Origin of the sequence: Achromobacter sp. Marseille-Q4954 (assembly GCF_943737025.1) — a bacterium.
GTDB lineage: Bacteria > Pseudomonadota > Gammaproteobacteria > Burkholderiales > Burkholderiaceae_B > Achromobacter > Achromobacter bronchisepticus_A.
The window spans coordinates 2,526,442-2,550,279 of record NZ_CALSFQ010000001.1 but is presented as its reverse complement, the minus strand read 5'-3'; the positions used below and the strand labels follow the sequence as shown (position 1 = coordinate 2,550,279).

Genomic DNA, 23,838 nt, shown 5'->3' with positions numbered 1-23,838 from the left:
GGCTGCGATGCCCGCGCGGCTTGTGCTGCTACGTAAGATTCAAACCACCATCGGAAAGCAGGATCTCGCCGGTCAGATAGTCCGACGCGGCCAGCATGGCGACCGCCTGCGCGATATCCTCCGGACTGGCCGCCCGGCGCATCGGCGCCTTGTCGCGCCACAATGCCTGAGCCTGCGTCCAATCGGCCGTCATCGGCGTATCCACCAGACCCGGCGCAACCGCATTCACCCTGATATGCGGCGCCAGCGAAAGCGCGAGCAAGCGCGTCACATGATTGAGCGCCGCCTTGGTTGCCGCATAAGGAATGGACGCGCCTTTGGGCCGCACGCCCGCGTGCGAACTCACGTTGACCACGCAAGCAGGCCGGCCATGCGCCGCCGCCGCTTGCAACGCGGCCTGCGCCTCGGCCACCAGGCGAAACGGCGCCACCACGTTGACCTCATGCAATGCATGCCAGATGTCCGGCGTGGCCGCGGCCAGGTCCGCATGGGGAATGACGTGGCTGATTCCGGCGTTGTTGACCAGCACGTCCAGCCGCCCCCATGCCGCGACGGCTTCCCGAACCAATCGGACCCGGTCGGCATCGTCCGCCAGATCCGCCTGCACGTAGATAGCGTCGCCCAGCTCGCGCGCCAGGGCATGGCCGGCTTCGGCGGAACGGCGTGAATGCACGACCACCGCATAGCCGTCCCGCGACAGGCGGCGGGCAATGGCCTCGCCTATGCCGGAGGTAGAACCCGTGACCAGGGCGACGGGACGCGTGGATTGCAGATTGGACATCGATGAATCTCTTGCTCTGGAATGTGCCGCATGCGGCGGCGAGGCTACAACTTAACACCGTGATGAAAGCCCCAACCTGAGAGGCAAGATTCAGGCTGCCGCGCCGCCGTCCTCGCGCGACGCTTCCAACTCTTCGGACACCCACTCGCAGAACGCGCGCGTCAGCGGATCGTCCTGGCTGTCCCGATGCACCAGCCAGGCCCACTTCGGGCCGCGCACGGTCTGCTCCGTCAACGCCGCCAACGCGCCGTCGCGGCGCGAGCGCTCGGCCAGCAGGCTACTGACCAGCGCCATGCCCAGGCCTTCGCGCGCCGCATCCAGCAACAGGCCGGGGTCGGAAAAATTCATGCCCTGGCCATGCTGGCCCACGTCGGTTCCGCCCTGCGTTTCCCAATGGCTCCAATCCATCTCGCGCTCGCCATGCAGCGTGGCGCGCGTGTCCGCCGCCAGCAGGCGCGGATGGCAGGCTGGGTACATACGGTCCTCGACCAGCACGCGGAACGCGCAATCGGCTTGCGGACCCAGATCGTCGCGCAGCGCGATATCGATGGTCTGCTTGGCCATGTCCGGCGCGGCATCGCTGGTGTACAGCCACAGATCCGCCTCGGGATGCAGGGTGCGGAAGGCTTCCAGCCTGGGCAGCAGCCAGTGCCGCGAAAACGCCGGGCTGGTGTTCACGATCAACTGATTCGGCTTGCGGTACTGGTCCAGCCTGCGTATGCCGGCCGCCAACTGCTGCAACATCGCCTGCGTCGTGCCCAGCAGATCCCAGCCCGCATCGGTCAGCGACACCGCGCGCCCCTGACGGAAGAACAGCGGCTGGCCCAGATAGTCCTCCAGGCTGCGCACCTGCTGGCTGATCGCCGACTGGGTCAGGTGCAGCTCGTCGGCCGCCTTGTGGAAACTGCCGAGGCGGGCGGCCGCCTCGAAGCCGCGCAGCACGTTCAGGGGAGGCCATTGCTTGAGCATATCGATAAGCCCTGCTAATCATAATTCCGCTAAATATATCGCTAGTCCACGCGACCAGGCGGGAAATACACTGCAATTCAAGCGGTGCGCACCGTTGACTCCGACATAACCGTTTTTTATCGATCATCCCGAACTCCAGGAGCCCGACGTGCCCACCCGCCGCCAACTCATCCAACACACCGCCACGCTCATGGGCGTCCACGCCGCCGCCTCGCTGGGCCTTGGTCTGCTCGCCTCCGGCGCGCGGGCGGCGCAAGCGCCCCGGTGGCACATGCCTGACGAGGGCGCCCCCCAGGCCCGCGCCTTCATCGCCTTCGGCGCCCAGGACGCCATCTGGGAAGACTTCACCGCCGACGTCCAGGCCGCGCTTGGCCGCATCGCCCGCGCCATCGCCGCGCACCAGCCCGTCACCGTGTTCTGCCGCGCCCGCGAACGCAGCCTGGCCGAACGCCATTGCGGTGCCGACAACGTGAGCTTCGTCGAAACCCGCCTGGACGACATCTGGATGCGCGACATCGGCGCCAACTTCGTGCTCGACGGGCGGGGCGCGGTCACCGGCGTGGACTTCAACTTCAACGGTTGGGGCAACAAGCAGCGCCATGCAGCCGACGCCAAGATCGCCGCTGAAACCACCGAGGTCACTGACACCGAATACCTGCAAAGCGAACTGGTCGGCGAAGGCGGCGGCATCGAAGTCGACGGCCGCGGCACCGGCATCATGACCGAAAGCAGCTGGATCAACGCCAACCGCAACCCCGGCTGGAGCAAGGCAGAGGTCGAGGAGGAGCTGAAGCGCTGCCTGGGCCTGCGCAAGATCATCTGGCTGCCCGGCATCAAGGGTAAGGACATCACCGATGCCCACGTCGATTTCTACGCCCGCTTCGCGCGGCCAGGCGTCGTCGTCGCCAACCTCGACATGGATCCCGACTCCTACGACTACGCGCTGACCCGCAAGCACCTGGAGATCCTGCGGCGCGCAACGGATGCCGACGGCAAGCCGCTGGAAATCCACACTGTGAGCCCGCCGCTCAATCCGCGGGATAGCAAGTTCCTGCGCGACAACCCCGACTTCGCGGCCGGCTATATCAACTATTTCGTCATCAACGGCGCGGTCATCGCGCCGGAATTCGGCGATGCGGAGGCGGACGCGAAGGCGCGCGATCTTTTGGCCCGGCTGTACCCGGGCCGCAAGGTCGTGCAGTTGGATATCGACGCCATTGCGTCAGGCGGCGGCGGGATTCATTGCGTGACGAATCAGTTGCCGATGGTGTAATTCCCGGGCTCGCGCAAGGGATCGCGCGGCGCCAGAACCTCCACCCGCTTTCCATGCGCAGTTATGCCATGGCCGCCGTGGTAGAGTCGTTCGTCCTTCCGTCGCACCCCATCACCTCGCCAAGCGTCACACCATTGCGGGCCGCCCAGGCAGCAGGCCGACCCGCAAGGCGCGCATGGCAAACCCTTTGCGGAGCGGAGCATGAACACCCAGACCCTGGCCATCATTCCGGCGCGTACCGCCTTGCTGGTCATGCACTACCAGACCGACATCATGGAACTGTTCCCATCGGTCGCCCCCGCCTTGCTCGGCGACACGCGGCAACTGTGCGACGCCGCGCGGCGCGCCGGCGTCAGCGTCTATTTCGCCAAGATTCATTTCAGCCCTGGCTATCCTGAAGTCAGCCCCTTGAACAAGAACGGGCAGGGCATCAAGCAGCTGGGACTTTTCGTCCACGACCGCATCTCGCCAGAGCTCGACCGCCGCGAAGACGAGCCCATCATCCTCGCCCACCGCGCCAGCGTGTTCTTCGGCACCGACCTGCAAGTGCGGCTTTCCGCGCAAGGCATAGACACGCTGATCATGGTCGGCGTCGCCTCCACCGGCGTGATGCTGTCATCGATTGCGCATGCCAGCGATGCGGACTATCGCCTGCTGACGGTCAAGGACTGCTGCTACGACCCTGACCCGATCGTGCATGAACATCTGTTCGCAACCGCCTTTGCATCGCGCACCACCGTGCTGTCGCTGGACGATGCCTTGTCCTTGCTGGCCTAGCGGCCTGCCGGAAGAATGCCTGCCTCCATAGGCCCGAAGAGGTCACCCTCGCTGCCCATCATGTCTTTTCCAACGATTCCTGCAGAACCTTACGCGCCGCGCCGCATGGCGTTCATCGAGCAATGGCGCGAAAACGGTCTGGCCATCAAGGCCTACGCGATACAACGCAATCCCGATCCCACGGTTGCGCTGCTCTCAGCTGAAGTAGCCGCAGCCGCCCGCAAGACCGCAATGGCCGCGTTGCAAGACGCCGCCCGCGACCCGCGCGCTACGGGCCTGGGCTTCTGCATCGTGCACGTGGGCGAGGAAGCCGTCTGGCTGCTGGCGGACTGGTGGATATCCGGCGGCATCCTGTGCCAGCAGATGTACTCGGAGCCGTTGGAGCGACCTGAGCAATTCGAGCCCGTGCAAGGGCCGTTCATTGCCTGCGTGTGGGAGCTGGAAGTGACCGCGCATGAGCGCGGCGCGTGGATGCGGCATGTATTGCGCAATGAACCAGATACCGTCGCCTATTTGGCAGATGTGCTGCCCACCGGAAGTTATTGAGATAGCCGTCAACGGCGGTAGTCTACGGCCCTCAATGTCCGGCAGCGCGCGACACGCCATGCAGGCGCCGGCGCGAGCGCTTTAGCGCCTCGGCGACGAACACATGACAGCCCGATGCTTGTCGATGTACGCCTGCGCCTGCTTCGACATCCAGTTGTGCGCGTCTACCGACACTTGCGCGATCTCGTCGGACGCCAGATCGCCAAAGTAGTAGGCGATCTTCCGCCCCAACTTCTGCTCATCGTTCAGCGTATGCACGTCGGAATCCTCGACCGGTCCCTTGCGTTGATACGCCTGCAATGCCTGTAGCCCCTGATTCACCCGTTCTTCGAACACATCCTCTGCCATCGCGTCGATTGACTCTTGCGGCACGGCAAACCAGTAGGCCAGCTGCACAGTATTGCCCGCCTTATCCAGCCAGGTAGCCACCTCGTACCATTGCTGGATCTGCTCGTCCTTCAACGGCAACTCCGTCGGCAGTGACTCGAACAATGCCGCCTTGGCAGCATCAACCTGCGCGAAAGCCTTGACCACCGGACCCAGCTGACCAGCCTTGGCCAGCGTATCCTTCATCGCCAGCAACACCGCCAGATTCAACTGGCCGCTGCTCACGTCCACGGAATTCTCCAGGTACTGACTCAGGATCGTGCCCACATCCCTCACATTGCGTAGCGGCAGCGTATTGGCGCTGGTCAGCCAGCGCAGGGAGCGCTGATATTCCGCCTCGGTCAACTGGTCTGCTGCCCACAGCTTCGTCGTGCTGGCCATCGCGCTGGCTGGGCCCGAATCCTGGAGATAGCGGCGATAAGCCCCGCCCACGGTCTCGGCGTAAGCCCGATAGTTGGGATCCAGCAACCGTTCCCCGCCAGGCTTCGCGCAGCGTGTGTACAAAACCGCACGCTGCAACTTCGGTTCAACGGCAATCAGAACCGCGTACCGTTCGCGCCAGGCGGCGTAGACGGGGCTCGAACTCTCAGCCGCGGCCAGAAGCTGCTGCTGCCGCGGTGTCATGGCGGGTGTCGCGGCTTGTGCCAGCATGGGCCACGCCAACGCCATCACGGTCCCCAAACACCATCTACCGACCCGGAGCTTCATCAGATTCCTCGCGCATTCTGTTTGATCGAAGCGTGAGTTTAGGTGCTGGATGCCCGAACCAATTGGAGGAATTACGGCCATACACATCGACACGGAGCCCGGATGGAGCAAGGCCAGACGGCAATCCCTGCGACTGCATCCAGCTCGTGCACGTGAGCGAAGAAGCCGTCTGGCGGCTGGCAGACTAGTGGATATCCGGCGGCGTCCTGTGCCAACAGATGTACTCCGCGCCGTTGGATCAGCCCGAACAGTTTCCGCCCGTGCAGGGGCCGTTCATTGCATTATTGAGACGGCCTCGAACAGCGCAGCGCTTATTTCCTGAGATAGGACTTCTTGCCGCTATCGGTATAGCAGAACGTTCCGCCCCGCGGCCCGGTGCAGTATTGGCCATCACGGCAGCTACATGCGCCATTCGAGCCGGAAGCCGAGGGCTTGGAAACAAGGGGCTGTGCGCTGGAATCCGGACTTGAGCACACGCGTTTCGATGCGCTGATCGAACCGTCGCGGCACAGAAACTGTTCTCCGACGCAACGCTCCACGCCGCCCTTCTTTCCTGAGCAGGGATAGTTCGCCGCATGGGCCGTCGCGGCAAACAGCAGGGCCGCCAACAACAGACCAAGACGCATCGTTGTTCCCATTGCAAGTAGGCAAGAACAGCGGCGGGAGCGGACTGCGATCAGCCCGTGCAACGGCCTTCGGCCGCCAGGTTCACTTCGGACTTGGAGATCACCCGCTGACCTTCCTCTTCCGTCACCTGCTCCACGCCGGCGCCGCCCACGAATACGCCCATCTTGATGAATTGGCGCACGAAGTAATTCTTGCCCGCCTCCATCATTACCATGAGGTCGTTCGGCGAAAACTCCGACTCGGTGGAAACTTTGTGCTGCTCGTTGCCGGCGACCTGCGTGTAGAAGAACACGCGGTCGGCGGTTTCACCCAGGCACTTGCCGTTGACGTACACGTCCTTCTTCAACGCCTTACCCACGAAGCTATCCCGGTAGACATACAGGCCGGACTTTCCTTCGTCCGGCGCCGGGAACGATTTGGCCTGCTTGTTTTGTTCCGCTGGCGCCATCGGCACATTGGCGCAACCCGCGATCGTCATCACGCAAGCGGCAGCGGCCGCCAACTTCAACATCTTTTTATTCATGTGATTCATCTTCTTCAGCTTAGTTATCTGCCGCTTCCTGCCCTCCGCAGGGGAACGGGTAAATGTATCCAAGAGATTCTAATAATGTCACATGAATACCAAATAAGCTATCTCGCAGTAGGAAATGCTGCTATTCCGGGATTAGAACTGGCAGACTACGAGTCCCCGGCGACATCGCAGCCTGACATCTCCCTCGCCCATGAATAGAACCGAAGGCGCAACCTTCCTGATGGCCTACGACAAGGGCAGCTCGCACTTCAGCGATCTGCACTTCCACGACTGCACCTTCGACAACTGCGCGCTGTCCATGGTCAAGATCCCACAGCGCATGTCGCGCGTGCAGAACGTGCGCCTCTCGAAATGCCGCGCCGTCAACTCGATGATCCAGCCCTGCATGTTTGAAGACGTGCTGATCGAGGACTTATCCACCAATCCCATCCTGCTGGTGTGGGCCTCGTTCTTTCGCCGGGTCAAACTGGTGAGCAAGATCGGCAAGCTCAATCTCAACCTGACGCCCACCGCGTTCTGCAAGGACGAGCGCCTCCTCGATCAGTTCGCATCCGCGCGTGCCGCCTTCTACGCGGAGACGGATTGGGCCTTGGACATCAGCGAAGCCAAGCTGCTGGGCCTGCGTTGCGAAGGCGTGCCGCTGCACCTGATCAGGCGCGATCCGCAGACGCAGGTCATCGTGGACAAGCAGGGGCGTTATCCGGGGTATGAGGCGCTGGGAGCAGATTTCATTCAAGCCTTCCCGGGCATCGCCAGCGTGCTGCAGAGCTTTGACGAATCACCCGACCAGTCCAAGCTGCTGACCGCCTCGCTGGCCGCGCCCAAGGCGCGGCGGGAGGAGGAGAAGGGCGCGATCGCGGAACTCCGGACCTTGGGGTTCGTGGAAGAAGGTTCAGCGTAGTTCTGTGCGCAAGCCGGTCAGGGCGTTACCAGAAATACGGCGCAAGCCAAAACCACGCCACAACACTTATCCCCAGCCATAGCGTCACGATCATCACCGCGCCTGCCACACTGCGCGGCTTCTTGCCCTGCGACTGCATCCAGCCATCCGCCTGAACCCTGCATTCCTGCAGCACATCGGGCGGCAACAGCTTGATGGCCAGCCAGATCAGGCCGGGCAATAACAGCACGTCATCGACGTAACCCAGCACGGGAATGAAGTCGGGAATCAGGTCGATGGGGCTGAGCGCATAGGCCACCACGAACAGACCCAGCGCCTTGGCGTACCAGGGCGTGCGGGCATGCCTGCCGGCAAACCAGAGCGTCAGGCCGTCGCGTTTGATGCGCTTGGCCCAGGCTTTCAGGCGATCACTGAGGTTCATGGTTGTAGTCTGACATGCCGTGAAGCCGTCAGGGGCCAACCGGAAACAGAAGCCGCGGCATGGGCAGCTATTCCGTCCCCACCGCCCGGATCAGGCTCGGCGCGGCCGCAGATTCCGGCTTGTAGTACCGCGTGGGCGCACGGTACACCAGGTCGCGCAGCGCCTCATTCAGCTTGGGCAGCTTGAAACTGCCTGCGTCCGGCGCCTGGGGAAAGTCCCCCAGGCTCGCCGGCAGGCGCGTCAACGTGATCGAGTCCATCGTGCGGACCGGATCGAGAACCAAGAAGTCAGACTACACTTCCCCGGGGCGAATCCGCAGCCTGACGCCTTGCTTCGGACGGCTCTGCCTGCCCGGGCTCGGCCCGCGGGACGCACGGCCCCCGGATTGAAGAACACGACAACTGCGAGACGACACATGCGTGCTTTGAAACTGGTTTTCCTGCTGGCAATGCTGCATCTCGGCATCCCAGGCCTGGCGCAGGCCGAACAAGGCTGCCCCGACGGCTTCATGCCCAACGCCGCCGGCACGCCGGGCCAGCAATGCGTGCCGATTCCCGGCCAGACCCGCCCACAGGGCGGCACCGGCGCGCAAACCGCGCCCGACCAGCCACGCTGGACCACCCGCTGGGGCGCAATCGCCTACGACCCGCCGTCCGGCTCCGTCGGCATCGCTGCCGACAAGACCAGCAAGGCCAAGGCCGAACGAGCCGCGCTGGAACATTGCGCGTCCAAAGGCGGCAAAGGTTGCGAGACCAACATCACGTACTACAACCAATGCGTAGCGGTGGTGTATGGCCCTTCGCCCAAAGGCGAGGGCGTGTTGATGAATTCCGCCAGCGCCGAAACCAAGGAACTGGCGCAATCCCTGGCCATCGAGACTTGCGAGAAGGGCACCGGCACGAGCTGCAAGACCTTCTATACCGGCTGCAGCTATCCAGTACGGATTCAGTAACGCACCGGCTGCGAATTCCGAACCATGACGTGACACGGAATATTCGCCACGTCACGCAGCACGACAAGCGGCAGTCATGGCTGACTGCATACGCAATGCCGGAACGCATCGCGCAGGGTAGACTGGCCCCCTGTCCATCCCTATCGAGTCCTACTCCATGCTAGTCAAAGCCCTGCGTGTCGGCCTGGGTCAAATCATCGTGCTGGGCGACGCCCTCACGCGCCCACGCCCGCAACAGCGCTCCGCGCAAGGCCAGGCCGCGGTCAACGCCGAAGCGGCCCAGCTGTCGCTCTACCAATTCCACGCCTGCCCCTTCTGCGTCAAGACGCGGCGCGCCATCCATAAGCTCAACGCGCCGATCGCGCTGCGCGACGCCAAGGGCGATCCCGAAGCGCGCGCGCAACTGCAGGCGGGCGGCGGCAAAGTGAAGGTGCCGTGCCTGCGCATCGACGACGCAGCGGGCACGCGCTGGATGTATGAGTCCAGCGACATCATCGCCTACCTCGAACAACGCTTCGCCAGCGTGGCCTGACGGGAGCGCATGGGCATGACCCGCGTGGCTCGCCTGCTTTTCATCACCTTGGCCGCCATGGGTGCGCTGGCCGGCTGCGATTCCTCGTCCTTGAAGCCCGCGCCGCCCGGATCAAAACTCAACGCCGAAACCATCGCCACGCGCGACACGCCGCCGGAGCTGCAGTTCAAGGGCGTGCTGGCCGGGCAGCCCGTGCATCTGCTGGTGCATGAATGCAAGGTGTACAAGGTCGAGCCAGCCGAAGGCGAGAACGTGAAGTGGACGCTGGTGCTTGAAGGCGACTTCTCTCTGCTGCCGACCCTCTGCGTCCAGCAGCGGTTGACCGAGAGCAAGGGGGTGGTGACTGCGTTCCTGGGGCGGCAGGCGTTTGGCGCGGGCGGGTGTTGCACGGGAACGCCGGAGTATCGGTCCAAGGATGGCGTGAATTGGAAGCCGCGTTGAATACGGACTTGGTGTTCGCCGGCGCTGACTACGCCGTACCTCAAAGGAAGGCCGCAGATGGCAAATGACGACCGCAGCCTGATCATTCCCAGAAGAACGCCCGAATCAGCGGCCATGACGGCCAACATCAAACGCGCGATGACGATCACCGCCGCCCTCAACCGCCTGACCTTCAACGACGCCGCCGAAGTCCGTGCCTTGTTCAGCGAACTGATCGGCAAGACGGTCGATGAGAGCTTCCTGTTGATCCCGCCGTTCTATACGACCGGCGGCCCCGACATCAGCGTCGGGCGCAACGTCTTCGTCAATCAGAACTGCACTTTCTATGACTTGGGTGGGCTGAGCATTGCCGATGATGTGATGATCGGGCCGAACGTCAGCCTCATTACATCTGGCCATCCGATCGAACCTTCGCGGCGTCGTGATTTCGTCACTGCGAAGCCCATTGTGATCGAGAGGAATGTCTGGATCGCGGCGGGTGCGACCGTTATTGGTGGCGTGACTGTGGGCGAGAACTCGGTGGTTGCGGCGGGTTCGGTCGTCACCAAGGATGTGCCTGCGAATACGCTGGTGGGTGGGAATCCGGCCAGGGTGATTCGGTCAATTGCTGAATAAGGCGGGCGCTCGAGCGCCGCGCCTCTGGCTGCTGAGTTTGGCTACTGGATCGACGACGGCGCGCCGTGCGTGACGTCGCCGAGATCCGCATCCACTTCGCAAAAGCGCGCCTGCACCAGCATGGCATCGGTCAAGGTGCCTAGGTGATCGCACAAGCCTTCCACTCCACCCATCAACGCCGCCACCGTCCAGGCGTCCAACGGCTGCCCGCCGGTTGCGTCGGGTTCGGATGCGCTGTTGCCGACCATGCGGGCGATGGCTTCGATGGCGTGGCGGGCGCGGTCTATGTGGTGGAGATGGGATAGGGGGACTGCGCCGAGTTCGGGGTCGGATTCGACGGACCAGGGGTTTTGGGTGAGGGGGTGGGATTGCATGGACTTCCTCCGACGATATGGGAAATCCCGCTGCCCCACTTCCAAATGAGGCGGGCGGGCACAGGACAAGGTTGGAAGACCGGATCGTCGGAACCGGCGTGCGGCTAGCGCACCCCTGCCAAGGCCCGCCCATTGAAGCGTGCGAAGGCGTGCTGACTGGGGAGTCAGCACCGACGAATTTACCGGCTTCCATTCCGGGCTACCGGTGGTGACGGTAGTGGGGGGAGTATACGGGAGAAGGGATTGCTTACTGTGCCATCGTGACGTTTTTGCGATACAACGATGGCCGACTCCGAAACAAGGATTCTCTGTCACACAACGCTAGGGTGATATCTGATTCTATCTACCGTCGCCGCGGCTTAAGCCCAACTGCACTAGTAGAGTATTAGCTAGCTTAGCCTCACCACTACTTCCGGGAGGGAAATTATCCACATGAAAATCCGCATCTTCCAGCTTCACTCTGTCCAGCAAACTTCTATATTTAAATTCAGCTACGGGCTCACCCGGTTTAGCCAAACTTAGATAAATTTGGGGGAAAACTCTCATTATCGCGCGATAGCCATTCGTTTTAGAAAGCACAGCACCCTTTGAACTGTCGCTCCATGCACCCGCCCATCTATCGGCCACCGCAGATATATAGTTCTTTATGATTTCGTATATTTTCACATCCTCGTCTTCAGCAAAGAGGCCACGAAGAGGCATTTTCTTTAACTCCTCACGAGAAGGAGTAGAAATCGCCCCTAATCTTTTGAGGGTGTCCCTATCCCCGGTGGAGTTTCTCGTAATCAGAGGGAGTATGCTCTCCACGACAGTTGCTTGGGTGAGGAGCTCTCGCTCGCGTCCTGGCGTGGCGGCCCCCAATCTCTTGATCCTATGGAACAGGGGGCTATTCTCAGCTCTATCTAACCCTATAGCAATATTGTGCGCAGTCCTCTGAGGACTTCTCGACTGAGACAACTCATAAAGATCATAAACCAAGCTTTTATTTACTTTGGTTTGCGATATGTTAACTATCGAGAATATATAAGCCTGATCCTCTAACTCAATATCAACAAATATACTGACATTGAGGTCGAATTTTCTATCTTTTGGAAAATCTTCCAAGCCTGCTATTCGGTGTTGCCCATCCAGCACACGAGCAATTTGACGGTACAGAACCTGCCCCCCATCCTCGCCCATGTAATTAGACAAAGTGAGTTTACCGGTCTCCTCGTTAAAAGAGGCACACCGGCCATCGACGGCCAACACTATTCCCGTTGGAAAGCAAGCATCCATAGTCCGCACGTATTGCTTTAATTCCTGTGTGCGATCTTTGTTTAAGGGCCGCTGAATGCCCAAATAAGTCTCGAAGTCTCGTTCCTTCAACATACGTCTCACATCAAAAAACGAGATTTCAACCAACTTGTCGTGCGGAATCGACGCAATAAAAAAATCACCCATTGGTTGAGTCAACCTAATGGCGGGAATTTCGAACGCTTGTTCAGCCTCATCAATCATTATTGATCCTTGCTGGCGTTAATTTGTTCTAAAAAGCTGGTCGCGCGATTCCGAATCACCTCTTCCGTCACGCGAGGTGGCTCCCCTTTTAACAACCGAAAGTTATGATAGCTCAACGTCAAGTACATATTGACCACAGATAATCCTGTCGTCCAAAGGGAAATTTGATATACAAATGATGGTCGTTTAACCACCCCCGCTTGAACCAAACCAAAAAGAAAGGAACTAATAATACAAACTGCCACGGTAATAATTATTATCGGCCGCCGATGAGGAAGGGGCCTGGCATTGTCGGATTCATGTGTTGCCAGCCACAAGGCAGGGGCTACGAGGGATACGGCGAACAGAAGAAGCTCACCCTTGTCGAAGGTCGATTTTAGAAAAAGCCAAAATCTTGGCCACCCCTCCAAATTCGTCGCAACGTCGGATCGAGAATCCATGGCAAAAATAGCGATACCACCCAATAAGAACGGAAGCGTCCCTATGAAAATACCAAAGAGAATTTCATATAGACTGTTCTTTCGCTCCTTCCAAGAAATCCCAAAATATGTGCCTATCAGCCATGTACGAGACAGACATACATACAGGCGAGACGGAGCGTTAACGCCAGTTTTTTGGTCACTCATAATTTGCTGTTATGAATAGTTCCTGGAATCTGCCTCGTGATGCAGAACTACCTGAAAGGACACTTGCTCTTTCGAGAACCTTTATCTTGAATCCGTGCGCATATAGATCCCTAATGGAATCATGAGCTGCATTCGTCAAAATGATGGTAGCGCCTCTCCGTGCCGCTCTCAATAGACAGTCTTTTAATCGAATCTGGTCCTGCCATGAAAAAATTGACTCGTTATATTTGACGAAACCATTGTTATTATGCTTCACCGTATATGGTGGATCAGCAAATACCAAATCGCCATCCTGGGCCATATCAATTGAGATTTCGAAATCTTGATGAGTGATGGTCGCGGATTTTAAGGATTTTGAAGTCTCAACCCAATCGTCCGTATCAAGATTAACGTTGGTTTTGGTTCCTATGGGAACATTAAACTGTCCTTTTTTATTAACTCTATACAACCCATTCCAACAAGTTCTATTTAGATAGATAAATCTAGCAGCTCTGTCAAATTTATTGACCGGAACAGCCGCTCTGACTTGATAAAAATGCTCAGCAGAATGGAGTCGTTGATGGACATCCAGCCGCGATGCAATTTTTCCCGGATTAGTTTTTATTGCGGCGTATGTTTCAATAAGATCAGGGTTTTTGTCAGATAAAATTGCGTGCTTGGGCAGCAAAGAAAAGTACAACGCCCCCCCTCCCAAGAAGGGTTCAATATAATTTTCATATTTTTGGAGATTCGGCAGATCAATACTCGGTATCAACCATCTCTTGCCTCCCGCCCATTTTAGAAAAGGAACTACTTTTCCCATATTATTCTTCACATTTCAGGCACAGACCAAAAAGCCACTTTTGCAGCCTTGATAGTTCACGGACATTGCTATCCGCCCTTGTGGATGTTACTAGGTATTGCGCATTTCCGCACTAGGGTACTCACCTGCGCATGCAAGTTCTCGGACAAGTCGCCACGGTTACATTGAAAGCGTGACGCAGTGTTCTCCAGGCCACATGCCGCGTATACGCTGAAATGCGCCCAGGTACAGACACAAAAACACGACAACCATCAGCTAGCGCGCGACTTGCAAAAACATAGAATCAGCCTAGCTTCTCGGCGTCACCATCCCTACGCTAAACAATAACGGTGTCAGACTCTGAGGTTTCCCCACGGATTCATCGGCATCCTCCCATTGATTCGGCGGTGTCGTGAGGTGCGAGCAAAAACCCAATCACCGACGCTTCAGTCAGCGCCAGAGCCCGCTCGGCATCGGTAATGGTGTCAGACTACAATTTCGCTGCATATCGTCGGCAAAATTGTAGTCTGACACCATTATTGCACTGTGTTTTTATACAGAAAACGCACCTTCAGGCGATGGCTGCAAGCCCCTTTCTGCGTTTTTTCGTGCCAATTTAGACCGCACGCGCCTGGCATGGTCTGCGGCTTGGCCGCGGTTGACTTTACACTAGACCTTAAACAACACCATCATTCAACATACAAAGGGAGGTAGTTAGTGGCGGATCTTGTTCGAGAACTCACTGTGGGTGCAGCGGGTTCGGTCATCGGAGCGGCAGTCGTCTACTTTGCGTCATCTGCCGCCGGGTTGGGAAAGGTAGCTCGACAAGCAGCTGCCGAAAAACGCAAATTGGAAATCGATCTTTGGAAAACCCGAAAAATTCAGGTTCGCATGGAGATCACAAACTACTACCTTTTCGAGGTTCTCAAAGCATTTCTCTTTGGCTCAATTCTGACCATCATCCCCAGCATTGGCGCGATGGCAATAAGTCAATATTTTGGAGGTCTGGTCTATCTTGTGTTGGCCGGGCTTACTGCGGTCGGGTTGATCTACTACTTCATAGGGCTTGGGCACGTGCTACGCTATCTTGCTATTCGTCGGAGTGACGAGGACTACTTGAAGACTTATGTGTCAACACCGCCTGATGCCTAACTTGTCATTCCAGCGGACTGCCTTCGGCAGCCGCTGAATTCAATCGTTGAGCGTCCGCTTTTACTCGCAGCTACCGACAGTTCCTGGCCGGCAAGCGACCGCTCGCCGGCCAGGATGTGTCAAACCTCAGTTTGCTCGGCCATCTCAAGAGTATCGTCGACCTCGATGCCGAGATAGCGAACTGTGCTTTCCAGCTTCGTATGCCCGAGCAGCAGCTGTACCGCTCGAAGATTCTTCGTCCGACGGTAGATCAGCAAGGCTTTTGTACGGCGCATAGTGTGGGTGCCATATGCGGTATCGTCGAGCCCAATCGATGCGACCCAGCGATGCACAATCCGGGCGTACTGCCGCGTCGACAGATGCGGCGACGTATACAACCGGCTCGGAAACAGAAAACCCGCCGCCTTTAGCCCTCGCGCTTCGATCAATGCTTCAAGGCTCTCACGGGTTTGCTCCGTAATCTCGAATTGGACCGGACGCTGAAATAATGGTGTCAGACTTCAATTTTCTGCCGGCTCGCTGAATGCTTGGCGCATCGGCGGAGCGATGCGCGCATAGCACCCGCTTGCCCGCATACAACGTGCCCGCCCCGGCTACAGCCGTTGGGACGCCGTGGTGGCGTATCGGACCAGCCTCACCGCGGCTGACAACCACGTCGGAATGCCGCACTCATCTCTATTGGCGGCAAAGTACTCGTTTTGGCGTTGATGCGTGAGTGACGCAATCGTGGCAATCGATTTCCTCGGGCGGACGCATTGGGATCAGCTCAAAATCAGACCAAATCAGCTCATCTCTTGAGCTGATTACTGCTAAATTGAGCTGATTCAACATCTTCGGCTCTTGCCATGACCGTCCGCGAAGACATTCTTCAGTTTCTGCGCGCCCAGCAACACGAGAACCTGCCCTGGGTGAGTTCCAGCGAACTGGCCTACCGAACCGGCGTCAGTTGGTCCACGGTGAAGCGCCAATTGGAAAATCTGCGCCAGGCCGGATTGGTGCTGCGCGAGGGCCAGGGCCGGGCAACCCGTTACCGGATTGCGGACGAAACAACCGCATCGACACTCCCAACGGCCATTACCATGCGATTGGCGGAGCCGGCGTCCGAGGCCACCGGGATGATCTGGTCTGAGCGTGGTCAAGCCCTGCTGGCCCGGCTTCGGCAGCCGTTGTCGGCGCGTGCACCTGTGGGATACGAACGCGCCTTCGTGGAAAGCTATGTGCCAAACCAGAGCTTCCTGTTGCCGCCTTCGCTGGCTCAAGACTTGGCCGACGAAGGCCGCATGCCAGGTCAGTCGCCAGCCGGGACTTACGCGCGTCGCGTACTGGAGCCGTTGCTGCTCGACCTGTCCTGGTCATCCTCTCGACTGGAAGGCAACCGGTATTCCTTGTTGGCCACGCAGGAACTCTTCAAGCACGGCATGGCCGGGGAAGATCTGGATGCAGTGATGCTGCTCAACCATAAGAGGGCCATCGAGTTCCTGGTCGATGCGGTGCCCGCACATGGCCTGACGTCCGCCGTGATCGGCAACCTTCACGCGATCCTGCTGGAGGAACTATTAGCCAACACCGACGGTCTTGGCCGCATCCGCCAGATCGTGGTCAACATCGGGGACACGACTTACGTGCCGCTCCAGGCGCCCTTGTTGCTGCAGGAAATGTTCGACCTGATTGTGGAGAAAGCGCGGCTAATCAAGAACCCGGTCGAAGCGGCATTCTTTCTGTGGGTGAACCTGGCCTATCTTCAGCCGTTCGAAGACGGCAACAAGCGCACCAGCCGCCTGTCGGCCAACATTCCGCTGATGCTTTACAACTGCGCACCGCTGTCCTTCCTGGACGTAGAGGTACAGGACTATGTCTATGCCATGTTGGGAGTCTATGAATACGGTGACGTGACGCTGGCGACAGAGCTGTTTGCCTGGGCCTATCGGCGCTCGATCCGCAAGTACGCCGTACAACTGAACGCTGCGGGCGTGCCGGATCCGGTGCGATTCCGATTTCGGGAAAAACTGAACGAAGCGATTGGCCGGGTACTACGTGAGCAGCAAACGGCCGACGCCGCAACAGCGGCGCTGGGCTTGTCCGAAGACGATGTTCAATTATTCCGCCCGATACTGGCGCAGGAATTGCGCATACTGGATGTGTACAACTGCGCTCGCTATCGCTTGTCGATGGACCTGGTGCAACGATGGGTAGAGGCCGGGCGGCCACATTGATGCAAGCCAGTGGAACAAGAGCCGTGAACATTGCGGCTCTCTACTCCCGACATCGATAGATCCGAATCAGGGCTTACGTTCCGCCCCAGACCGCTCAGGTATTGTCTTTCACCATAGTACTAGGTCCGTTAGTCTTCACAGACGCAATACCGTTATCCCGAGCCGCTGTACCCGAGTACATTTCACTACGCCCAATGGATTGCCCATTTGCCGCGGTCAACGTGAAGTAGGGTGATCCATCTGTTGCCGTCTTGCGCTGATAGCGTTCATCCAGCGGCGAATTCTGGCGAACAGATGCAATACCGTCCTGAGCGCTGGTTTTAGTGGTGTAGCGCTCGCTCGTAAGAATGACTTCATGATTCCCGGCTTTCAGATTGAACATGTACTGATCGCCGCTGCGCTTCAACTCGTAGTAACCGCTCATAGAAACCTCCAATATCTGGCTAGTTCAACAATGGGTCGATACTGCGATGCACACGCATGAATGCCGGTTGATGATAGTCCATGTCCCGCGTTCAGGAAATTTCTGCCTACTTGTTCTTCGGGCGAACAGGAGTGGAGGAAGCGCCCGCCTTGGTCTTCGACGAGGCACCACGCGGCAAGGCCTTTCCAGTTGCCGCCCGTGATGGCTCCACCAATTGATAACTCCGCAGCTCATGGCGAAATACCTTGACCGTAGTCAGCCGCTGGAGCCGCAGCCTCAAGCGTCGGGTCAGATAGATATTGGTATCGTCGAGGTCAAAGGCGCAGTCCGGCTCGGACTCGTTGGAAACGAACACTTCCAGCCATGTGCTGGTCACGGTGGCGCCACGACTGCGAAAGCCCACGAATCTGACCTTCGGCCAAGGCACCGCGCCGGTCTGGGGTGACCAGAGGCCTTCGTTGCTGATCTCCAGCAGTACCTTGCGTTGCGCGCGCAGGGCCGGCATCAGGCCGTACACAGACAGGGGCACCCCTGCAAACAGCAGCAAGCAAACCAGCAGAAGCCAGCCATTCCATTGGTCATGAGCCATCTCGAACAAGAGATAGACGGACAGCAATATTGCGAATGGCGCCGCGACAAGAACATAGAACCAGAAGAACAGGCGCCAAGCCCGTATGACGGTGGGCCGCTTCAACACTGTGGGAATTGGGGCTATCTGAGGGCTTGGCGTTCTACGTTTGCTTTGCTTCATTTCAAATTCTTGGGTGCCGTGCGGTTATGGGTGCGCTACATGCCGCGCAGAGCACGTCGATTCGTCAACGCCATGACGGTTCAATCGCCGATGTCTCCGATATCCAATCGGACAATTTCGAATTGAGCATACCCATCACACGGCACACTTCCAAATTCAATGACGTAGCCGTTGACCGCCACCAATCCGGCATCCTGATCGATCACACGCCCCGTTCCTCGGTATTTGAAGTGGCCAATCCGTTCCAGGCTTTCCACTGACAGGGCTTCCTGCTCTTGCTGGGGCCAGTCGGAACCGAATGCTGCACGAATCTCGCCGTCCAGGATCGACAGCCGGTTCGTGATGGAGTCCCCGGCCTTGACTGTGCAGGGCCAGCAGAATGCCGTGACGACCGCGCCTTCCTGGCTGCGCAAGGTCACGGAGGCGCTTTCGTCGCCGGGTGTGAACGGCTCAACCGATATGACTGTGATTGTTTTCATGGGCATGGCTTCTTCGGTCGCTGTATAGGTACGCGGGCGTTCAAAAGACAAGGGCCGCTGTACGCGGCCCTTGCTACTGGCTATCGGACTACCCGATTACGCCTTACGCACCTGAGCAATCAGCCCATCCAACTGCGCCAGCATCGTATCGATTTCCTCAGCCGTCACATTCAACGCCGGCATGAACCGCAGCAGATTCCCACGCGGTGCATTCAGCAGCAGGCCATTAGGCGCCAGATTGCGCGCAGCTTCAACGATGGCAGGACCATCATCCCGATCCATCACCAGCGCACGCAGCAGACCCATCCCACGTTCACCCTTCATGCCCCACTTGGCCGACAGAGCCAGCAAACCTTCGGACAGCTGCTTGGCGCGAGCATTGACCGACTCCATGAAGCCCGGCGCAGCCAGCGCGTCGAACACAGCAACGCCAACAGCAGCCATCAGCGGATTGCCGTTGTACGTACCGCCCTGGTCGCCATGCGAGAACACGCAAACTTCCTGACGAGCCAGCAGCGCAGCCAGCGGCACGCCGCCGCCAATACCCTTGGCCAGCGTCATGATGTCCGGCACCACATCCGATTGCTGGTAGGCGAACATGGTGCCCGTACGGCCCATGCCCGTCTGCACTTCATCAACGATGAACAGCAGCTTGTGCTCGTCGGCCAGCTTGCGCAGGCCTTGCATGAATTCCTTGGTGGCGGGGATGACGCCGGCTTCGCCTTGCACGGGTTCAAGCATGATGGCGACGGTCTGGTCGTCGATCAGCTTGCGCACGGATTCCAGGTCGTTGATTTCGGCCTTGGGGAAACCTTCGACCTGCGGGGCGAACATCTTGTCCCAGCCCGGCTTGCCGGACGCGGACATGGTGGCCAGCGTGCGGCCGTGGAAGCCGTGGTTCATGGTGATGATCTTGTAGGCGCCGTTCTTATTGACCTGGCCCCATTTGCGCGCCAGCTTGATGGCGCCTTCGTTGGCTTCGCCGCCGCTGTTGGCGAAGAAGACGCGGTCGAAGACCGAGGCGCCGGTGAGGCGCTCGGCCAGTTCGATGGAGGGCAGGTTGTAGAACGCCGGCGAGGGGTTCATCAGCAGCTTGGACTGGTCCAGCAGGGCCTTTTGCATTTCCGGGGCGCAGTGGCCCAGGGTGTTGACGGCCCAGCCCTGGACGAAGTCCAGGTATCGCTTGCCCGCGTGATCCTCCAGCCAGGATCCCTGGCCGCGCACGAACACGAGGTCCGGGCGGGAGGTGATCTCCATGAGGGCGTTGGTCTTGAACTGGCTGAATTCCATGGCGGTTCCTGCGGAATGAGAGAACAGGGATTAAAAGTAATTGGACGATGCCAATAGGCGAATTTAGCACCGACGGGGGGATGCTATCGTGACGCACCCCCAGCCGATCCGCCCGGGCCGCCTCAAAAGGGCAGACAACGCGGGCGCTCTATTTTATGCAACAGGCGCGACCCCGCGCGCAGCCCTTTTGTCGCTTTTTACTGACCAATCATGAAACGTATTCTTTCCAGTCTTGCCGCCGGCCTGGCGCTGGCGACGGCCGCGGCGACCGCGCATGCCGATTATCCCGAGCGCCCCATCCGCCTGATCGTGCCGTTCCCGCCCGGGCAGGCGACCGATATCTTTGCCCGCGCGCTGGCCGAAAAGCTGGGCGCGGCGGTCAAGCAACCCATCGTGGTGGAGAACCGCGCGGGCGCGGGCAGCAATATCGGGATGGAGCAGGCGGCGCGCGCGACGCCGGACGGCTACACGCTAGTGATCGCGGGCAGCGCCGCCGCCGTGAACCAGACGCTGTACAAGACCATCAACTACAGCCTGACCAAGGACTTCGCGCCGGTATCGGGGGTGTTCTCGGTGCCGCTGATGTTCCTGGCAACGCCGGCTTCGGGGATTACCTCGCTCAAGCAGCTGGTGACGCAGGCGCGCGCGAATCCGGGCGAGCTGGCCTATGCCAGCGCGGGCATCGGCGGCACGCAGCATTTGTCGGCCGAGATGTTCAAGGCGGCGGCGAACATCGACATCCGCCACATTCCGTACAAGGGCAGCGGCCCGGCGCAGGCGGATTTCCTGGGGCACCAGGTGCCGTTGATGGTGGACTCGGTGACCGCCGGCCTGCCGCATGTGCAGAGCAAGAAGGCGGTGGCGCTGGCGGTGACGACGGCCAAGCGCCTGCCGCAGCTGCCGGACGTGCCGACCGTGGCGGAATCGGGTTATCCGGGTTTCGAGGCCATCGGCTGGGCGGCGGTGCTGGCGCCGCGCGATACGCCGGCCGAGGTGACGGGCTATCTGAGCAAGCAGATCGGCCAGGTGCTGAATTCGCCGGACATGCAGAAGTTTTTCCGCGACCGCGGTGCGGAGCCGATGCCGCTGACGCCTGACGCGACCGGCACTTTCATCACCGGCGAAGTGAAGAAGTGGGGCGAGGCGGTGAAGCAGTCGGGCGCGCAGGTCGACTGACGGACGCGCAAGACGACTTGCCCACAGCAAACCGCCCCGCACCTACGGGGCGGTTTGCATGATGGGCTGAGGTAAAGCGATGACGGCTTAAGCCGGATCACCCGGCTGGCCCGGCCGTCCGGGCTCGCCCGGTTGCCTGGGTTCTTCCGCAGGTTGCCCCGGATTGCCGGGTACTTCCGGCGGCATGCGGCCCGGATCAATATCATCCGGACCAGGCTTGCCCGGCACCTGGCCGGGTGCCTGCTTTTCCGGTGCGTCGCCGGGTTCCTGTCCGGGGCGCTGGGACGGGTCGATGCCGGGTTGGTAGGCGGGATCGCCGGGCTTCTGGTTCGTGTTCATGGATGTCTCCTGAAGATTCACGTGTAGCGCTCACGCGCAGCGGCACGCGTATCGTGCAAGCCCACGATAGAAGCCATGTTCGCGTTCGCCCAGATCACGCGGGACGACTTTATCTAGTACTTTCTTCTTATCTCTTGCTCAACCAGGAGCCAGAATGAAGAAGACTGCCACGGCGTTCACCACGGAACGCCGCCATCTGCTGGAAATCATCGACGGCCTGATCGAGGGCATCATCCTGCTGGACCAGGACCGCCGTATCGTCTGGGCCAACGACACGGCGCTGGCCATGCACGGCGTGACGGATCTTGCCGCGCTGGGCGGCACCGCCGTCGGCTACCGCAAGGCATTTGCGCTGCGTTACCGCAACCGTCGCGCCTTGCGCGCGGCGCAGTATCCGCTGGACCGCGCGCTGGCGGGCGAGGCTTTCAAGGATGTGGTGGTGGAAGTGACCAGCCGCCGCGATCCGGAATTCGGCCGCATGCACCAGGTGCGCAATCTGGTGCTACGCGATGCGCAGGGCGCGGCCGAAGGCATGGTGCTGGTGCTGCTGGACGTGACCGAGCAATACAGCGCGGAAGAGCGCTTTGAACGCACCTTCAACGCCAATCCCGCGCCGGCGGTGATCTGCTCGCTGGCGGATCTGCGGCACATCAAGGTCAATGACGGTTTTCTGGCCATGACGGGCTACACGCGCGAACAGGTGCTGGGCAAGACGCTGCGCCAGCTGGACGTGCTGGGCGACACGCCGCAGCGCGAGGATGCGCTGCACCGGCTGGCGGAAGGAACGACCATTCCGCAGACGGAAACCATCATCGCGGTGCAGGGCGGCAGCGACAAGCTGGTGATCGTGGCGGGCCAGCCCATCGAGGTCGCGGAGCAGCCCTGCATGCTGTTCACCTTCAACGACCTGGAGCCGCGCCGCAAGGCCGAGACGGCGCTGCGCGATAGCGAACAGCGCTTCGCCACGGCGTTCCGTCTTGCGCCCGTGCCCATGACGCTGAGCACCACGGCAGGCAAGCTGCTGGAGGTCAACGATGCCTTCGTCGCGACCACCGGCTACGACGCCAAGACCTTGGCGCGCGACGAGGATGCGCTGGCGCAGCTATGGACGGACCCGCAGGCCTATGACCGCGCCATGGCCTCGCTGGAGCAGGGCGCCAGCGTACGCAGCCAGGAGATGGCGCTGCGCACGCGCGACGGCGCATTGCTGGACTGCCTGGTGTCGGCCGCGCCGGTGTCCATCCAGGACCAGCCCTGCGTGCTGGCGGCGATCCAGGACATTACCGAACGCAAGCGCAACGAGGTCGAGCTGATGGAGGCGATCGAGACGGTGATGCAGGACACCTCGTGGTTCAGCCGCACCGTCATCGAGAAGCTGGCGCAGATCCGCACGCCCCAGGGCGCCCCGCAGGGGCAGAGCGAATTGGCCGACCTGACGCCGCGCGAACGCGAGATCCTGGGACTGATGTGCCAAGGCCACACGGACCCGGAGATCGCGGCCAGCCTGCATCTGTCGCGCAACACGGTGCGCAATCATGTGGCGGCGCTATACAGCAAGCTGGACGTGCACCGGCGCAGCGCCGCCATCATCTGGGCGCGGCAGCGCGGCATCGTGGGATATGAAAAGCCGGCACGCAAACAGGCACAGAAACAGCCCGGCAAGCAGACTACAAAGCAGGTCCACAGGATTCGGTAGAAAAGTACCAGTCGATCTGATGCGCGCGCTTCTTACACGCGCGCCATGCGCTTCCTATAGTGGGTTCGTCCGCAGCCGGAGCCAGGCTTCGAAGGCCTCTCCCGCGCGGTTTCACGCAACCTGGAATTAGGAGCGACAACATGGATAACGACCGCATCAAGGGCGCAGCCAAGGAAGTCAAAGGCTCGATCAAGGAAACGGCAGGCAAGTTGACCGGCAACCGCGAGACCGAGCTTGAAGGGAAGGCGGAAAAAACCGTGGGCAAGGTGCAGCGCAACGTCGGCGAGGCCAAGGATCAGGCACGGGACTTGCTGAACAAGAAATAGCGCGGCTGCCTGTCGGCATGACCCGCTACGCCCATGAACGCCGAAAGGAGAAAAAAATGACGCATCGAATCTGGCTTGCGCTGCTGCTGGCAATCACCGCCATCACGGCCGGTTGCAACACGATGGAAGGCGCCGGCAAGGACATCGAACGTGGCGGGGAGAAGATCCAGCAGAAAGCCCAGTAAGTCCTGAACCGGTAGCCTGCTTTATCGGCCGGCGCGCTAACCGCGCGCCAGCCTTTTTGCGTTTGGG

General features: G+C 60.0%; 30 protein-coding genes and 1 pseudogene. 14 read left to right on the top strand and 17 right to left on the bottom strand.

Annotated features, from left to right (window positions below):
- Positions 1-28 precede the first annotated feature (28 nt).
- Both NGK62_RS12030 and NGK62_RS12025 read right to left on the bottom strand, forming a co-directional pair.
- Complete coding sequence (locus NGK62_RS12030) at positions 29-781, bottom strand: SDR family NAD(P)-dependent oxidoreductase (protein ID WP_251878459.1); 753 nt, start codon at positions 779-781, stop codon at positions 29-31.
- A gap of 90 nt (positions 782-871) precedes the next feature.
- A complete protein-coding gene (locus tag NGK62_RS12025; RefSeq protein WP_059376583.1) occupies positions 872-1,750 on the bottom strand; it encodes a LysR family transcriptional regulator in 879 nt (292 codons plus the stop codon).
- 148 nt (positions 1,751-1,898) lie between these two features.
- Here NGK62_RS12025 and NGK62_RS12020 point away from each other — a divergent pair, with 148 nt between their 5' ends.
- The 3 genes from NGK62_RS12020 (at position 1,899) to NGK62_RS12010 (ending at position 4,346) form a co-directional block, all read left to right on the top strand.
- Positions 1,899-3,023, top strand: coding sequence for an agmatine deiminase family protein (locus NGK62_RS12020; protein WP_251878457.1), 1,125 nt, complete (start codon positions 1,899-1,901; stop codon positions 3,021-3,023).
- Between the two features lie 201 nt (positions 3,024-3,224).
- A complete protein-coding gene (locus NGK62_RS12015) occupies positions 3,225-3,800 on the top strand; it encodes a cysteine hydrolase family protein (protein WP_118934042.1) in 576 nt (191 codons plus the stop codon).
- A gap of 60 nt (positions 3,801-3,860) precedes the next feature.
- Positions 3,861-4,346 (top strand): hypothetical protein, encoded by a 486-nt coding sequence (locus NGK62_RS12010; RefSeq protein ID WP_251878454.1) that lies wholly within the window; start codon positions 3,861-3,863, stop codon positions 4,344-4,346.
- Positions 4,347-4,427: 81 nt separating this feature from the next.
- Here the strand turns inward: NGK62_RS12010 and NGK62_RS12005 are convergent, their stop codons facing one another.
- From NGK62_RS12005 to NGK62_RS12000, 3 genes are all read right to left on the bottom strand, one after another.
- Positions 4,428-5,384, bottom strand: a complete 957-nt coding sequence (locus tag NGK62_RS12005) for a hypothetical protein (protein WP_251878452.1) — start codon at positions 5,382-5,384, stop codon at positions 4,428-4,430.
- Between the two features lie 368 nt (positions 5,385-5,752).
- Positions 5,753-6,067 carry a YdcA family protein gene (locus NGK62_RS32420; RefSeq protein WP_082401093.1) on the bottom strand — a complete coding sequence of 105 codons (315 nt, stop codon included), beginning with the start codon at positions 6,065-6,067 and terminating at the stop codon, positions 5,753-5,755.
- A 50-nt stretch (positions 6,068-6,117) separates the two neighbouring features.
- The gene (locus tag NGK62_RS12000; protein WP_251878450.1) at positions 6,118-6,591 is read right to left on the bottom strand and encodes a DUF2846 domain-containing protein; all 474 of its coding nucleotides are present in this window, start codon (positions 6,589-6,591) and stop codon (positions 6,118-6,120) included.
- 199 nt (positions 6,592-6,790) lie between these two features.
- On the opposite strand from NGK62_RS12000, the gene NGK62_RS11995 reads away from it, so the two are divergent.
- The gene (locus NGK62_RS11995) at positions 6,791-7,501 is read left to right on the top strand and encodes a hypothetical protein (RefSeq protein WP_251878448.1); all 711 of its coding nucleotides are present in this window, start codon (positions 6,791-6,793) and stop codon (positions 7,499-7,501) included.
- Positions 7,502-7,526: 25 nt separating this feature from the next.
- Here the strand turns inward: NGK62_RS11995 and NGK62_RS11990 are convergent, their stop codons facing one another.
- Positions 7,527-7,922, bottom strand: coding sequence for a YkvA family protein (locus tag NGK62_RS11990; protein WP_251878446.1), 396 nt, complete (start codon positions 7,920-7,922; stop codon positions 7,527-7,529).
- A gap of 67 nt (positions 7,923-7,989) precedes the next feature.
- Positions 7,990-8,181, bottom strand: a complete 192-nt coding sequence (locus tag NGK62_RS11985; protein ID WP_251878444.1) for a hypothetical protein — start codon at positions 8,179-8,181, stop codon at positions 7,990-7,992.
- A gap of 156 nt (positions 8,182-8,337) precedes the next feature.
- Here NGK62_RS11985 and NGK62_RS11980 point away from each other — a divergent pair, with 156 nt between their 5' ends.
- The 4 genes from NGK62_RS11980 to NGK62_RS11965 all read left to right on the top strand — a co-directional run bounded on the left by NGK62_RS11980 (position 8,338) and on the right by NGK62_RS11965 (position 10,462).
- On the top strand, positions 8,338-8,874 hold the full coding sequence (locus tag NGK62_RS11980) for a DUF4189 domain-containing protein (RefSeq protein ID WP_118934036.1): 537 nt from the start codon (positions 8,338-8,340) through the stop codon (positions 8,872-8,874).
- A gap of 157 nt (positions 8,875-9,031) precedes the next feature.
- Positions 9,032-9,406 (top strand): glutaredoxin family protein, encoded by a 375-nt coding sequence (locus NGK62_RS11975; protein WP_059376553.1) that lies wholly within the window; start codon positions 9,032-9,034, stop codon positions 9,404-9,406.
- A 15-nt stretch (positions 9,407-9,421) separates the two neighbouring features.
- Positions 9,422-9,847, top strand: coding sequence for a hypothetical protein (locus NGK62_RS11970; protein WP_251878442.1), 426 nt, complete (start codon positions 9,422-9,424; stop codon positions 9,845-9,847).
- 57 nt (positions 9,848-9,904) lie between these two features.
- Positions 9,905-10,462, top strand: a complete 558-nt coding sequence (locus tag NGK62_RS11965) for a sugar O-acetyltransferase (protein WP_059376551.1) — start codon at positions 9,905-9,907, stop codon at positions 10,460-10,462.
- A gap of 41 nt (positions 10,463-10,503) precedes the next feature.
- Here NGK62_RS11965 and NGK62_RS11960 read toward each other — a convergent pair whose 3' ends face one another.
- The 4 genes from NGK62_RS11960 to NGK62_RS11945 all read right to left on the bottom strand — a co-directional run bounded on the left by NGK62_RS11960 (position 10,504) and on the right by NGK62_RS11945 (position 13,761).
- On the bottom strand, positions 10,504-10,836 hold the full coding sequence (locus NGK62_RS11960; RefSeq protein WP_251878440.1) for a hypothetical protein: 333 nt from the start codon (positions 10,834-10,836) through the stop codon (positions 10,504-10,506).
- 339 nt (positions 10,837-11,175) lie between these two features.
- Positions 11,176-12,333, bottom strand: a complete 1,158-nt coding sequence (locus NGK62_RS11955; RefSeq protein ID WP_251878438.1) for a DGQHR domain-containing protein — start codon at positions 12,331-12,333, stop codon at positions 11,176-11,178.
- Positions 12,333-12,959, bottom strand: a complete 627-nt coding sequence (locus NGK62_RS11950; protein ID WP_251878436.1) for a hypothetical protein — start codon at positions 12,957-12,959, stop codon at positions 12,333-12,335. Before NGK62_RS11950 ends, NGK62_RS11955 begins: the two co-directional genes overlap by 1 nt.
- Positions 12,952-13,761 carry a DNA adenine methylase gene (locus tag NGK62_RS11945; RefSeq protein ID WP_251878434.1) on the bottom strand — a complete coding sequence of 270 codons (810 nt, stop codon included), beginning with the start codon at positions 13,759-13,761 and terminating at the stop codon, positions 12,952-12,954. Before NGK62_RS11945 ends, NGK62_RS11950 begins: the two co-directional genes overlap by 8 nt.
- A 696-nt stretch (positions 13,762-14,457) precedes the next feature.
- Between NGK62_RS11945 and NGK62_RS11940 the strand changes: the two genes are divergently transcribed.
- Positions 14,458-14,892 (top strand): hypothetical protein, encoded by a 435-nt coding sequence (locus NGK62_RS11940; RefSeq protein ID WP_251878432.1) that lies wholly within the window; start codon positions 14,458-14,460, stop codon positions 14,890-14,892.
- A 119-nt stretch (positions 14,893-15,011) separates the two neighbouring features.
- On the opposite strand, the pseudogene NGK62_RS11935 reads toward NGK62_RS11940, so the two are convergent.
- Positions 15,012-15,374: pseudogene (locus NGK62_RS11935) on the bottom strand (tyrosine-type recombinase/integrase); the annotation flags it as partial.
- A 363-nt stretch (positions 15,375-15,737) separates the two neighbouring features.
- Here NGK62_RS11935 and NGK62_RS11930 point away from each other — a divergent pair.
- Positions 15,738-17,105, top strand: a complete 1,368-nt coding sequence (locus NGK62_RS11930; protein WP_251878430.1) for a Fic family protein — start codon at positions 15,738-15,740, stop codon at positions 17,103-17,105.
- A 94-nt stretch (positions 17,106-17,199) separates the two neighbouring features.
- Here NGK62_RS11930 and NGK62_RS11925 read toward each other — a convergent pair whose 3' ends face one another.
- The 4 genes from NGK62_RS11925 to NGK62_RS11910 all read right to left on the bottom strand — a co-directional run bounded on the left by NGK62_RS11925 (position 17,200) and on the right by NGK62_RS11910 (position 20,049).
- The gene (locus tag NGK62_RS11925; RefSeq protein WP_251878428.1) at positions 17,200-17,529 is read right to left on the bottom strand and encodes a YegP family protein; all 330 of its coding nucleotides are present in this window, start codon (positions 17,527-17,529) and stop codon (positions 17,200-17,202) included.
- 106 nt (positions 17,530-17,635) lie between these two features.
- On the bottom strand, positions 17,636-18,280 hold the full coding sequence (locus NGK62_RS11920; protein WP_251878425.1) for a hypothetical protein: 645 nt from the start codon (positions 18,278-18,280) through the stop codon (positions 17,636-17,638).
- Between the two features lie 80 nt (positions 18,281-18,360).
- Positions 18,361-18,759 (bottom strand): hypothetical protein, encoded by a 399-nt coding sequence (locus NGK62_RS11915; RefSeq protein WP_251878423.1) that lies wholly within the window; start codon positions 18,757-18,759, stop codon positions 18,361-18,363.
- A 96-nt stretch (positions 18,760-18,855) separates the two neighbouring features.
- A complete protein-coding gene (locus NGK62_RS11910; RefSeq protein WP_175163036.1) occupies positions 18,856-20,049 on the bottom strand; it encodes an acetylornithine transaminase in 1,194 nt (397 codons plus the stop codon).
- 210 nt (positions 20,050-20,259) lie between these two features.
- Here NGK62_RS11910 and NGK62_RS11905 point away from each other — a divergent pair, with 210 nt between their 5' ends.
- A complete protein-coding gene (locus NGK62_RS11905; RefSeq protein ID WP_059376525.1) occupies positions 20,260-21,225 on the top strand; it encodes a Bug family tripartite tricarboxylate transporter substrate binding protein in 966 nt (321 codons plus the stop codon).
- A gap of 87 nt (positions 21,226-21,312) precedes the next feature.
- Here NGK62_RS11905 and NGK62_RS11900 read toward each other — a convergent pair whose 3' ends face one another.
- Complete coding sequence (locus NGK62_RS11900; protein WP_251878421.1) at positions 21,313-21,564, bottom strand: hypothetical protein; 252 nt, start codon at positions 21,562-21,564, stop codon at positions 21,313-21,315.
- A gap of 154 nt (positions 21,565-21,718) precedes the next feature.
- Here NGK62_RS11900 and NGK62_RS11895 point away from each other — a divergent pair, with 154 nt between their 5' ends.
- The 3 genes from NGK62_RS11895 to NGK62_RS11885 all read left to right on the top strand — a co-directional run bounded on the left by NGK62_RS11895 (position 21,719) and on the right by NGK62_RS11885 (position 23,771).
- The gene (locus NGK62_RS11895) at positions 21,719-23,260 is read left to right on the top strand and encodes a PAS domain S-box protein (RefSeq protein WP_251878419.1); all 1,542 of its coding nucleotides are present in this window, start codon (positions 21,719-21,721) and stop codon (positions 23,258-23,260) included.
- Positions 23,261-23,400: 140 nt separating this feature from the next.
- Positions 23,401-23,586 (top strand): CsbD family protein, encoded by a 186-nt coding sequence (locus tag NGK62_RS11890; protein ID WP_059376519.1) that lies wholly within the window; start codon positions 23,401-23,403, stop codon positions 23,584-23,586.
- A 56-nt stretch (positions 23,587-23,642) separates the two neighbouring features.
- Entirely contained in the window at positions 23,643-23,771 is a 129-nt protein-coding gene (locus NGK62_RS11885; protein ID WP_013390837.1) for an entericidin A/B family lipoprotein, read from the top strand.
- The last annotated feature ends 67 nt before the right edge of the window (positions 23,772-23,838 follow it).